Source organism: Streptosporangium minutum (assembly GCF_002149035.1).
Lineage (GTDB): Bacteria > Actinomycetota > Actinomycetes > Streptosporangiales > Streptosporangiaceae > Streptosporangium > Streptosporangium minutum.
The window spans coordinates 20129-32020 of record NZ_NGFP01000092.1; the positions used below are offsets into that span (position 1 = coordinate 20129).

General features: G+C 71.4%; 10 protein-coding genes. 7 read left to right on the forward strand and 3 right to left on the reverse strand.

What is annotated here, in order from left to right; genetic code table 11:
* Nucleotides 1-26: 26 nt before the first annotated feature.
* Nucleotides 27-1544, reverse strand: a complete 1518-nt coding sequence (locus CA984_RS20530) for an LCP family protein (protein ID WP_086574791.1) — start codon at nucleotides 1542-1544, stop codon at nucleotides 27-29.
* Nucleotides 1545-1609: 65 nt separating this feature from the next.
* Between CA984_RS20530 and CA984_RS20535 the strand changes: the two genes are divergently transcribed.
* Nucleotides 1610-2641: a glycosyltransferase family 2 protein gene (locus CA984_RS20535; protein WP_086574793.1), complete on the forward strand. Its 1032-nt coding sequence runs from the start codon at nucleotides 1610-1612 to the stop codon at nucleotides 2639-2641.
* Nucleotides 2642-2668: 27 nt separating this feature from the next.
* Here the strand turns inward: CA984_RS20535 and CA984_RS20540 are convergent, their stop codons facing one another.
* Nucleotides 2669-4534: a CDP-glycerol glycerophosphotransferase family protein gene (locus CA984_RS20540; RefSeq protein ID WP_086574794.1), complete on the reverse strand. Its 1866-nt coding sequence runs from the start codon at nucleotides 4532-4534 to the stop codon at nucleotides 2669-2671.
* 50 nt (nucleotides 4535-4584) lie between these two features.
* On the reverse strand, nucleotides 4585-5997 hold the full coding sequence (locus CA984_RS20545; RefSeq protein ID WP_086574796.1) for a bifunctional cytidylyltransferase/SDR family oxidoreductase: 1413 nt from the start codon (nucleotides 5995-5997) through the stop codon (nucleotides 4585-4587).
* A gap of 155 nt (nucleotides 5998-6152) precedes the next feature.
* Here CA984_RS20545 and CA984_RS48730 point away from each other — a divergent pair, with 155 nt between their 5' ends.
* The 6 genes from CA984_RS48730 to CA984_RS20575 all read left to right on the forward strand — a co-directional run.
* A complete protein-coding gene (locus tag CA984_RS48730) occupies nucleotides 6153-7766 on the forward strand; it encodes a CDP-alcohol phosphatidyltransferase family protein (protein WP_086574798.1) in 1614 nt (537 codons plus the stop codon).
* An 86-nt stretch (nucleotides 7767-7852) separates the two neighbouring features.
* Nucleotides 7853-8476, forward strand: a complete 624-nt coding sequence (locus CA984_RS48735) for a DUF5941 domain-containing protein (protein ID WP_031162615.1) — start codon at nucleotides 7853-7855, stop codon at nucleotides 8474-8476.
* 103 nt (nucleotides 8477-8579) lie between these two features.
* Complete coding sequence (locus CA984_RS20560; protein ID WP_086574810.1) at nucleotides 8580-9314, forward strand: phosphocholine cytidylyltransferase family protein; 735 nt, start codon at nucleotides 8580-8582, stop codon at nucleotides 9312-9314.
* Nucleotides 9315-9319: 5 nt separating this feature from the next.
* On the forward strand, nucleotides 9320-10360 hold the full coding sequence (locus CA984_RS20565) for an iron-containing alcohol dehydrogenase family protein (protein WP_165781341.1): 1041 nt from the start codon (nucleotides 9320-9322) through the stop codon (nucleotides 10358-10360).
* Nucleotides 10338-11105, forward strand: a complete 768-nt coding sequence (locus tag CA984_RS20570; RefSeq protein ID WP_086574802.1) for a CDP-alcohol phosphatidyltransferase family protein — start codon at nucleotides 10338-10340, stop codon at nucleotides 11103-11105. The genes CA984_RS20565 and CA984_RS20570 overlap by 23 nt, the downstream gene beginning before the upstream one ends.
* A gap of 196 nt (nucleotides 11106-11301) precedes the next feature.
* A partial coding sequence (locus CA984_RS20575; protein WP_086574812.1) for a glycosyltransferase family 2 protein occupies nucleotides 11302-11892 on the forward strand: 591 nt, incomplete at its 3' end.

Genomic DNA, 11892 nt, shown 5'->3' on the forward strand with positions numbered 1-11892 from the left:
TGACGGGGGACGTTTATGCGCTCAGCTCATTTTTTGCAGATGTTCTCGGTGGCGGTCCTGGCCGTGGGGAGGGCGCTCCGGTCCGGGGCCGGAGTCGCGGTCGGCTTGACGGCGTCGTCGACGGTGACCTTCTTGGTCCCCTGGTACTTCCGGCCGGCGACCACTTCGATCCGGTCGCCGAGGTCCTCCACCAGGCGTGTGTCCGAGCCGGGCAGAGCGGCGGCCAGGGTCCGCGCCGAGTCCTCGCGGCCCTTGCCGTACCGGATGACCGTCTTGTCGTGGTCCCTCTTCTGGGTGTCGCCGGCGATCTCGGGGACCAGGAAGCCGGCCTTCAGCAGGTCCGCGCGGGTCCGCGCGCCGAGGCCGGTGATCAGGGTGCCGTTGAGCACCTTGACCGAGATCCGCGAGGGCGGCACGGTCAGCGCGGTGGCCGAGGGGGACGGCGTCGCGCTCGACGCCGGGGTCGGGGTCGCCGTGGACTTGGCGGGCTTGGTGAGCGGCTCGTCGGCGGCGATCCGACGGAACAGCTCCTTGGACGCCTCCTTGTCCCAGAGCACGGCGGACTCGTTGGTCGGCGTCTTGTAGTCGACGTCGGCGAGCGGGACGGTGGCGAAGGCCACGTCGTCGGTGGAGACGTCCTTGAGCTGGTTGGCCAGGCCGAGCAGGTCCTTGCGGAGCGCGTCGTCCACCCGGAGCGTGCCGAGGGCGGTGTCGACGAACGAGGCGAGCCTGACCGGGTTGGTGAGCGTGTCGCCGCTGAGGGCCTGGTGCAGCAGGGCGGAGATCACCTGCTGCTGGCGGTCGATGCGGTCCAGGTCGGAGCGGGCGGTGGCGCGGGTGCGGGCGTAGGCGAGGGCCTTGACGCCGTCGAGGGAGTAGGTGCCGGGCTGGAGCGTGAGCGCGGTCTTGGGGTCGTTGATCGCGACCGGGGTGCAGACCGAGACTCCGCCCAGCGCGTCGACCACCTCGATGAAGCCCAGGACGTTGACCTCGACGTAGTGGTGGATGGTCAGCCCGGTGGCGTTCTGCACCGTCCGCACGGCGAGCTTCGGGCCGCCGAGCTGGTAGGCGGCGTTGATCTTGTGTGTGCCCTTGCCGGGGACCGTCGTCCAGGTGTCGCGGGGGAGGCTGACCACGGTGGCCCTGGTGTGGTCCTCGGAAAGGTGGATCACCATCATGGTGTCGGTCCGCTCGCCGCTCTCGCGGCCCAGCTTGAGCCGGTTCTGCTGCTGGCGGGAGAGGTTGTCGCGCCTGTCCACGCCGACCACCAGGATGTTCATCGCGCCGGTGGACTGCGAGCCGGGCACGCCGGCGTCGACCGCCTCGATCTTCTTCTCGGCGTAGTTCGTCAGCGCCCACGTCACTCCGGAGCTCCCCAGGACCAGGCACGAGAGCGCGCCGGCGACGAACAGGCCGCGCCGCCGGGACCGGGCGCCCCTGACGGACCTGCGGTCACGTCTCGGGTTCACCGGGGTCACCCGGACCGTGCCGTAGGCGTCACCGCCCACCTGCACACCCGAGTCGTCCTCTTCCGGGTCGCGCATGCGTGGCCCCCTAGGCTCGGCTGGGTCGATGAGGTACCCGTCCGTACAGTAGCGTGAGCGACGCCATGAAGCAGTTCCCCGACTCGCCCGCGCCGGCGTCGTCTCCCGAGACACGTGTCTGGCCCCCCATCTCCATCGTCATCCCGGTGCTGAACGAGGAGCGCCATCTGCGGGAGGCGGTGCGTCAGGTCCTCGCGCAGCGATACGCCGGACCGATCGAGGTCGTGCTCGCGATCGGCCCCTCCCAGGACCGCACCCAGGAGGTCGCGGACGCGATCGCGGCCGAGGATCCCCGGGTGACCGTGGTCCCGAACCCGACCGGACGCACCCCCAACGCCCTCAACGCCGCCATCGGCGCCTCCCGCAGCGGGATCATCGCCCGCGTGGACGGCCACGCCATGCTCCCGGAGGACTACCTCCAGGTCGCGGTGGAGACGCTTGAGGAGACCGGCGCCGACAACGTCGGCGGCGTCATGGCCGCCGAGGGCGTCACGCCGTTCGAGAAGGCCGTGGCCCGTGCCATGACCTCCAAGATCGGTGTCGGCGGCGCCCGGTTCCACACCGGCGGCACCGCGGGCCCGGCCGACACGGTCTACCTCGGCGTGTTCCGCCGCGAGGCGCTGGAGCGGGTCGGCGGCTACGACGAGCACTTCCAGCGGGCGCAGGACTGGGAGATGAACCACCGCATCCGCGAGACGGGCGGCCTGGTCTGGTTCCAGCCCCGGATGCGCGTCTCCTACCGGCCGAGGCCCACCGTCAAGGCCCTCGCCCAGCAGTACTTCCACTACGGCCGCTGGCGCAGGGTGGTCGCCCGCACCCACGAGGGCACCATCAACCTGCGCTACCTGGCGCCCCCGGCGGCCGTGCTGGCCATCCTCGCCGGCCTGGTCGTCTCCCCGTTCTTCTGGCCCGGCCTGCTGATCCCCGCCGGCTACCTGGCGGCGATCCTGGCCGGCTCGGCGGTGACCGGCAGCGGCCTGCCCACGGCCTCGCTCGTCCGGCTGCCGCTGGTCTACGTCACCATGCACATGTCATGGGGCTGGGGCTTCCTGACGAGCCCGAAGCGTCTGAGCAAGTCCGAGCGGCCACGGGGCTGACGCGCCGGGGCCTGCCCGCCGCCGGTCTCAGCCCTCTCCTCGTACGGCGGCGACATCGGTCCCGGCCGTGCCCGCCCCGTGTACGGCGGCGACACCGGTCCCGGCCGTGTCCGCCCCGCGTGCGGCGCGGCCGTAGGCGGCGTTCACCGCGTCGTTGAAACGGGTCATGGCGTCCGGATGGTCGGGGCCGAGCAGGTAGGACTTCAGCTTGTGCCTGGTGGCCGCCAGGACGTCCTCCCCGTCCTGCTCCAGGGCCGCCAGGACGGCGGGCAGCTCGCCCAGGCCCCGGGTGAGCAGGTAGCCGGCCTCCGTGCTCGGATACCGCTCGCGGAAGGTCCGCTCCGGCAGCCCCGCCACGTTGGTCACCACGTACGGCTTGCCGCTGGCGATGAAGTCCGCCACCACGCTGGAGATGTCGGTGACCATCAGGTCGGCCTGGTTGAAGCAGTCGTAGAGGGGCGGTTCGGAGCCGGTGACGGCCTGGTGCCTGATCGGCTCGGCGCGGACCGCGCCGGCGGGATGGCGGGCGATGGACCGGGACAGCTCGGCCCCCTCCAGGATCGCGAGGATCTCCTCGTGCGCGCGGCGCGCGGCCGGGTTGCGGTAGCCGGTCAGCGGGTGCGGCTTGTAGATCACCCGGAGCGCGGGGGAGTGGGCGAGCAGGGCGCGGACGATCGGGGGCCCCATCGTGATGATCGAGGTGTGGAACAGGTCGTCGGTCCACCCCTCCCAGGTGGGGGCGTAGAGCACGGTGCGGTACGGCAGGCCGGGGCCGGTGGTGCGGACGCCGGTGAGCTGCGGGCGGCCCACCTCGTGGATGTCCTCGTCGCACACGCCCACCCGCGCGCGGAGATACCGGTCGCGGCCGGCCTGCCCGGCCACCCACACCTCGTCGTAGACCTTGGTGAACGGGTTGAACGACGCCTCCTTGTCGCTGTCCCCGTGGCCGACGAAGACGCTGCGCATCCCCCGGATGCGGAGCATGTGGATGTTCTTGCCGACGTTGGACGGATACAGGCACACGCGGGCGGAGTCGAGCGCCCCGAAGCTCATCAGGTCGGCCGCCGACGGGATGCAGACCACCGGCAGCGAGGTCTCTCCCAGCAGCCGGAGCATGTTCCGCTCCCGCAGGACCACCACCGCCCGCCGGTCGATCCGCTCCAGCGGGCGCAGCCACATGGTGACCTGGTAGGCCGAGTCGTTCGGCCCGGAGAAGTAGAGGATCACCTCCGGCCCGTATCTGGCGAGGCGCCTGTTGACCGCCTTCAGCGTGCCGCGCCGGTTCTTGAGCGGCTGGATCCGGCGCAGGTGGGGCAGGAGACCGATCGCGCCCGCGGCGCCGAGGCCGAGTGCGGCCACGGCCCCGCCCGCCCCCGGGAGGCCGGTGCCGAGCACCGCGCCCAGGGCGGCGCCGCCGACCGGGAGCATGTCCAGGTAGAGCATCCGCATGCTCCCGTGGTCGACCAGGACGGCCGACGGAGGCGGGGGGAGCCGCAGCACGCCGTCGATGTTGCGGGTCAGCACCGGGAGCTGGTTGAGGACGCCGCTGTAGGTGATCGCGAGCCAGGCCTGCAGGGCCCGCACGCCGTGCAGGGTGAACAGCCCCAGGACCAGGAGCGTGAACCAGGGCGAGTCGGTGCCCGCCGTACGGGCGACCAGGAGGATCGCGGCCGTCTCGCGCATCATGAACCGCAACGTGACGCCCAGGCGCACCCTGCTGAGCAGGTCGACCACCCGGCGGGCCCGCCGCCTGGCGGCGATCTCGGCCGCGTACGACAGCGCGCAGACCGCCAGGAACAGCCACGGCAGGGGCCACAGGGCGGCGACGACGAGCAGTGGATACGAGCCGACCAGGGCGGCGCACGCCATCAGGGCACGAGGGTCACGCGTCATCTTCCGACGCTAACCCGTGTGCCGGTGTTTGCCCTGGTAGGCGCGCTGTGTCAGGTTCCGTCGAGGCGGACGTCGATCACGTGCCCGGTGAGGCGGGAGATGAGCACGTCCAGGGAGGTCTGGGCGACGGCGCGCGGTGAGAGCAGGGTATGTGCCGGTTCCTCGCCGAAAGCGCGGACCCGCATCGGGGTGCTGGTCCGCTCCGGGTTGACGCAGTTGACCCGCACGCCGTACTCGGCCCACTCGTCGGCGAGGGCCTGGGTCAGGTTCACCACGGCGGCCTTCGTCGAGGAGTAGAGGCTGTAGTCGGCCCGGCCCCGCGTGTAGGAGGAGGAGGTGTAGAGCAGCAGGTGCCCCCGGGTCTCGCGGAGATGGCCGATGGCCGCCCTGGCGATGTTGACGGGACCGAGGTAGTTCACCCCCACGGTCTCGGCGATCGTGGTGTCGTCCACCTCGCCGAGCTTGCCCATGTGCAGCACGCCGGCGGTGTTGACCACGTAGTCGATCCTGCCGGTCTCCTTGGCCGCGTGGGCGAGGGCGTCCTCGACCGCCTGGGGGTCCTCGACGCGCACCCCGTTCAGCGACCGGGAGAAGGAGAACACCTCGGCGCCGTGGCGTCCGGCGAGGTCGACCACGTCGGCGCCGATGCCGTAGCTGCCGCCGAAGACCACCATCGTCCTGCCCTCCATCGCCTCCCGGTAGGCGAAGGGGGAGTGCTCCGGGGCGGTGCCCGCGGCGAGCTGGAAGAGCTTGTCGGCGATGAACACGTCCACCGGGTGGGTGACCTTCATGTTGTGCTCGCTGCCCGGCACGATGTAGATCGGCACGTCGGGCAGGTAGCGCAGCACCACGCCGCAGTCGTCGGTGGGCGGCCGCCTGTCGAAGTCGGGGTCGGCGAAGGCCCGCTCGTAGGCCTCGCGGATCACCGAGAGCCGGAAACACTGCGGCGTCTGGCCGCGCCGCAGCCCGGACCGTTCGGGGATGTCGCGGACGATCTCCCCGCGCGGGCCGGGAGCGGCCACCACGATCGTGTCGGAGCTCGGGATCGCCACGTCGACGGCCGAGTAGACCTTCAGGGCCTCCACGCACTCGGTGATGATCCGGGGCTCCAGCAGGGGCCTCACGGCGTCGTGCAGGAGCACGTCGCACTCCTGGGCGCCCAGCGCCTTCAGGGCCCGCCAGGTCGTCTCGGGACGGCTCGCGCCCCCCTCCAGGATCTTGCCGACCTTCCTGAAGCCGTTGAGCGCGACGATCCGCTCCACCTCGTCGGTGAAGCCCGGGGTCATCATCACGATGATCTCGTCGACCTCCGGCGCGCCCTCGAACAGCGCGAGGGTGTGTTCGAGGATCGTCTTTCCGGCGATCTTGACAAGCTGCTTGGGGGTGTTGAGGCCGACACGCTGGCCGACACCGCCGGCAAGGACGACCCCGACGGTGCGTAGGCGTGGTTCGAGAGCGGCCAAGATCTGCTTCCTTCAACGGTCCGGATAGGGCGAGCGTAATGGGTGCGTACCCGATCGCAGGTCGCGCTCCCGTGCTATCCCGTCAAGATCTCGCTACGCTGAGTACGCACTCCCCGATTCGTACGGTGATCCCGTCGGATACGAAGGAGCCCGGTTTGCATGACTCTCACGTCCCCGCCGCGTCCGGCGTCCGCCGGACGGCCGCCGTGGTGCTCGCCACCATGGAGGCGGCGGCCCTGCGCTGCGCCGACGGCACGCTGCTCGACCGGCTGACCGATCAACTCGTCCGGCTCCCGGTGGGCGACGTGCATGTGGTCGCCCGCTCCAGCGAGATCATCCATGCCCCCGGCGGCACCTACATGATCGGTTCGGAGGGCTCGCGGGGGCTCGCCGACGACCTGCGGAGGGTCGCCGCCGTGGCCCGGACGGCCACCGCCCCGGTGGCCGTGGTGGCGGGAGACCTGGTGGCCCACACCGAGGCGCTTGCCCTGCTCCTGGAGCATCCGGCGCGCGACACGGGCGCGCTGGTGATCACGGGCGGTGAGGACTCCGGGCCGTCGCGCCCGCCGGTCCGGGTCGAGGGCGGCCGGGTGGTCGCCGCGGGCACGTCCTTCCACGACGTCGTCGACGCCAACGGCACCTTCAGGGGCGTGCTCCAGGTCGGCGCGGCCGATCTCGCCGTCCTCGCCGAGACCGCGGAGACGCTGGCCGAGCGGGCCGAGGCCGGCGGGTTCGGCCCGATGGACGGCGCCGAGGCCGGCGACCTCCTCCTGGTCGGGCTGGTCCGCGTCGGCGTCCCGGTGCGCGCCTGCGGGATCGGGCGGCTGCACTGCGACCGGGTGGCCGGGCAGGAGGGCGCCGACGCGGCCGTGCTGCGGCTGGGCGAGGTGGACGAGGACCGCGCCCGGCTGGAGCTCGCGGTGAAGGCCGACGACGGCTTCTTCACCACCCACTTCGTGAGCTCCTGGTCCACCCACCTGGTCAAGCTGGCGGCCGACCTGCACCTGACGCCGAACGCGGTCACCGGGATCTCCGTCGGCCTGGCCGCCCTCGCCGCGGTCTGGTTCACCGCGGGCACCCGCGAGGCGCAGATCGCCGGGGCCGTCCTGCTCTACCTGTCGTTCGTGCTCGACTGCGTGGACGGCCAGCTCGCCCGCTACACCCGCGCGTTCTCCCCGCTCGGCGCGTGGCTGGACGCCACCTTCGACCGGGTCAAGGAGTACGCCGTCTACGTGGGCCTCGCCATCGGCTACGCGGCCGGGACGGACGACTCCCGCGGCGGCCCGCACGGCATCTGGGCGCTGGCGGTCGCGGCGATGATCCTGCAGATGCTCCGCCACATGATCGACTTCTCCTACGCGGGAGCCCGCGCCGACGCCGGACGGCCGGAGGCGGCCGGGTCCGGGACGGCCGCCTCGCTGACCGCCCCGGCCGACGCGTCCATGGGGGCGGCGCCGCGGCGGACGCCGCAGGAGCGGTCGGCCGAGGTCGCGGACGGGATCGCCGCCGCGGAGCGCTACCTGCGGGAACGGCAGGGCTCCGGCTCGGGGAACGCGGTCGTCAGGCTGTCGCGCCGGCTGGAGCGGATCTCCTTCACCCGCTGGTTGAAGAAGATCATCGTGCTCCCCATCGGGGAGCGGATGGCCCTGATCGCGGTGACCGCCGCGGTGTTCAACGCGCGGGTGACCTTCATCGCGCTGCTGGTCTGGGGCGGCGTCGCCGCCCTCTACACGGTCGCGGGCAGGATCGGCAGGTCCTTCAGCCGATGACCGGGAACGGCGGTTCCGCGGCCGGCGGGACGGGAGGCACGGCCCGCGGGGCACTCCGCGGAACCGGTGAGGAGACGAACGCGACCATGGTTTCCGTCCACATGACGCCGGTGCCGCGCGGCACCGTGATGGCCTACCGGGACGACGGGGTCCTGTCGCGGGCGATGGGCAACCTGGTCGCCGGGCAGCTCCCGCCGCTGCCGCCGGCGCTCGTCGGGATCTTCGTGACCGGAGTGCTGCTGATGGTCGGCGTGGCCGGCGCCGACGGGCTGGCGGTGTTCGCCCCCGCGGTGGCGCTGCTGCTGGCCGGTCCCGGCAGCTCCCACCCGCACGACGGCAGGCTCGACTGGCTGGTCCCGCCGATCCTGCGCCTGACCGAGTACGGATTCGTGGCCTCGGTCGGGTTCGCGCACGGCGTGCCGCCGTGGTTGATCTTCCTGCTGCTCGGCGCGATGGCCTTCCACCACTACGACGTCGTCTACCGGGTGCGCCAGCGCGTCTACCCGCCGCCCTGGCTGGCCACGGCCGGACTGGGCTGGGACGGCCGTATGCTGCTGATCGCGCTGGGCGGCCTCGCGGGGCAGGTCACGCTGGTCTTCGTCCTGCTCGCGCTCTACCTGTGGGGGTTCTTCGGGTGGGAGAGCGTCACCTGCTGGGTGGCCGCGCCGCGCTCGGGGGTGGACGCGGCCGATCTGGGCGCCCACGATTGAGAACGCCCGGCAAACCCTTGATTACACGATCAGGGGCTAAAGCCAACTAACCTTTGGGGCCAGGAGTGCCCGCCGAGGGGCTCACTTGGATGAGGAGCGCACGTTGCTGGGAATGGTGCTGGCCGCCGGGGCCGGACGACGCCTGCGGCCGTACACGGACACGCTGCCCAAGGCGTTGGTGCCGGTCGACGGCGAGACCACGATCATGGACATCTCGCTGCGGAACCTCGCGGCGGCCGACCTCCGTGACGTCGTGGTCATCGTCGGTTACCAGGCGCAGGCCGTACACGAGCGCAAGGCCGAGCTGGAGCGGCGGCACGGTGTGAAGCTCACCCTCGTGCACAACGACAAGGCCGAGGAGTGGAACAACGCCTACTCCCTGTGGTGCGCGCGCGACTACTTCGACCAGGGTGTGCTGCTGGTCAACGGCGACACGGTGCACCCGGTCTCCGTCGAGCACACGCTGCTGTCGGCGCCCGCGACCAGTGACATCCTGCTCGCGGTCGACGCGGTGAAGAGGCTCGCCGACGAGGAGATGAAGGTCACCCTCGACGGTGACGGCCATCTCAAGCTGATCACCAAACTGATGGACCCGGCCGACGCCGCGGGTGAGTACATCGGCGCGACGCTGATCCGCCCCGGTATCGGCGAGCGCCTCGCCGACGCCCTCCAGGCCACCTTCGAGCGCGACCCGCAGCTCTACTACGAGGACGGCTACCAGGAGCTGGTCGCCCGCGGTGAGAAGATCGCGGTCGCCCCGATCGGCGATGTCCCGTGGGTCGAGGTCGACAACCACGACGACCTCGCCAAGGCGCGGGAGATCGCGTGCCGATACTAGCCAGAATGCTGCCCGCCCCGCTGACCATGGAGGTGCGGCGGGGCGCGATCGCCCAGCTCGGCTCGTTGCTGGCCGACAGCCGGGTGGCGACCTCCGGGCGGGTGGCGGTGGCGGTGGGCGCGGGCCAGGGCGACCGGATCGCCTCGGTGATCGCCCCCTCGCTCGGCGAGGCCCAGGTCTTCCGGGTCCCCGACGGCTCGGTGGACGCGGCCGTCTCGCTCGGCGCCGACCTGCGCAAGGGCGCCTACGAGGCGGTCGTCGGGATCGGCGGCGGCAAGACCATCGACGCGACCAAGTACGCCGCGTCGCTCGCCGGCATCCCCATGGTGGCGGTGGCCACCAACCTGTCGCACGACGGGATCTGCTCGCCGGTGGCGTCGCTGACGCACGACGGCGGCAAGGGCACCTTCGGCGTGCCCATGCCGCTGGCCATCATGGTGGATCTCGATTTCGTCCACGACGCGCCGCCGTCCCTGGTCCGTTCCGGGGTCGGAGACGTGGTGAGCAACCTGTCGGCGATCGAGGACTGGCAGCTCGGCAACGCCGAGCGGGGCGAGCCGATCGACGGCCTGGCCTGCGCGATGGCCCGCACCGCGGCGGAGGCCCTGATCGGCCGGAACGACTCGATCGAGTCCGACGCCTTCCTCACCGTGCTGGCCGAGGCGCTCATCCTCTCGGGGATGTCGATGGTGATCGCCGGGTCCTCCCGTCCCTCCAGTGGCGGAGACCATGAGATCCTTCATGCCGTGGATCAGCTTTTTCCCGGCACTTCCAACCACGGCGAGCTCGCCGGGGTCGGTGCCGCCTTCTGCTTCTTCCTCCGCGAGGACTCCCGGAGGCTCAACCAGGTCGTCGACTGCCTGCGCGGGCACGAGCTGCCGGTCACCCCCGTCGATCTGGGGCTGACCGTCGAGCAGTTCACCGAGGCGGTCATGCTGGCGCCCTCGACCCGTCCAGGGCGTTACACGATCCTGGAGCACCTGCGCCTGTCGGAGCCTGAGATTCGCGATCGGGTGGAGGATTATGTCCGGGCCGTCGGTCGCTGAGCTCCGTGCGGTCGCCCAGCCGCACTCGACCATGGACCGCAACAGCGGCGAGCACTGGGCCGGCTCGCTGTACATGCGGAAGCTGTCGATCTACGTCACCTGGTTCCTCGCCAAGACGCCGATCACCCCCAACCAGACCACCTGGCTGATGATCCTGTCCGGGGTGCTGGCGGGCGTGGTCATCGCGCTCCCCGGCCTCTGGGCCGCGGTCGGCGCCGCGCTGCTGATCCAGCTCTACCTGCTGCTCGACTGCTCCGACGGCGAGCTGGCGCGGTGGACCAGGCGGACCTCCATCACCGGCGTCTACCTGGACCGGGTCGGCCACTACTTCGCCGAGGCCGCCCTGCTCATCGGGCTGGGCTTCCGGGCGTCGGAGACCCTTCCCGACTGGTACACCGTGATGGGCTTCGCCGCCGCGCTCGGCGCCATCCTGATCAAGGCGGAGACCGACCTGGTCGACGTGGCCCGCGCCCGGTCCGGCCTGGTCGCGGCGGCTGAGAGCTCGGCCGAGCAGTTCCAGTCGCGCGGCCTGGGCATGGCCCGCAAGGCCGCCGCCGCCCTGAAGTTCCACCGGCTCGTCCAGGCCGTCGAGCTGTCGATCATCGTGGTCGTCGCCGCGGTGTGGGACCTGCTCGCGGGCGGCCTGGCCGCCACCCGGGTGCTCGTGGTGGCCTGTGTCGTGGTCGCCGTGCTGCAGATGGCACTGCACTTGATCAGCATCCTGGCCTCCAGGCGGCTTTCATGAGGAACCGGAGAGCGGTGCGGTGCGTCGTAGGTGCGGACACCTCGTTGTTTGGCAGGTGTTCGCCGACGGTTCCGATACGCTTGCTTTCCGGTAAGTCAGAAACGTTCAGCCATGCCACATGTGCCCGACCCAGCAGACTCGGTGATCATGAAAGTATGCTCCGCACGTGCTCTCGACGCGTCAGGACGATGACCCGTTGAAGATCTCGTGCGTCATCCTCACCATGGGTAATCGGGTCCCCGAGCTGGATCGGGCCGTCGAGTCCGCGCTGCGCCAGACCGACGGCGACGTCGAGGTGGTCATCGTCGGCAACGGCGCGGACGTCCCCGAGCTGTCGGTCGCCGCGCCGGAGGGCTCGTCCGCCTCGATCAAGACCGTGCGGCTCAGCCACAACACGGGCATCCCGGCGGGCCGCAACCGCGGCGTCGAGGAGTGCTCGGGCGACGTGGTGCTCTTCCTGGACGACGACGGCTGGTACGGCGCGACGGACGTCGTCTCCCACCTGCGTGAGCGTTTCTCCACCGAGCACGACCTGGCCGTCGTCTCCTTCCGGGTGATGGACCCCGAGGGCGGCTCCGGCCAGCGGCGCCACGTCCCCCGCCTGCGGGCGGGGGACCCCGAGCGGTCCTCCCCGGTCACCACCTTCCTGGGCGGCGCCTGCGCCATCCGCCGGTCCGCCTTCCTGCAGGTCGGCGGCCTCCCCGAGCGGTTCTTCTACGCTCACGAGGAGACCGACCTGGCCTGGCGGCTGCTCGGCGAGGGCTACCGCATCGAATACGACGCCCAG

Coding starts and splice junctions, on each gene's coding strand:
- CA984_RS20530 (WP_086574791.1), bottom strand. CDS start 1,544: ATGCGCGACCCGGAAGAGGACGACTCGGGTGTGCAGGTGGGCGGTGAC.
- CA984_RS20535 (WP_086574793.1), top strand. CDS start 1,610: ATGAAGCAGTTCCCCGACTCGCCCGCGCCGGCGTCGTCTCCCGAGACA.
- CA984_RS20570 (WP_086574802.1), top strand. CDS start 10,338: ATGTCCGGGCCGTCGGTCGCTGAGCTCCGTGCGGTCGCCCAGCCGCAC.
- CA984_RS20540 (WP_086574794.1), bottom strand. CDS start 4,534: ATGACGCGTGACCCTCGTGCCCTGATGGCGTGCGCCGCCCTGGTCGGC.
- CA984_RS48735 (WP_031162615.1), top strand. CDS start 7,853: ATGGTTTCCGTCCACATGACGCCGGTGCCGCGCGGCACCGTGATGGCC.
- CA984_RS20565 (WP_165781341.1), top strand. CDS start 9,320: ATGCTGCCCGCCCCGCTGACCATGGAGGTGCGGCGGGGCGCGATCGCC.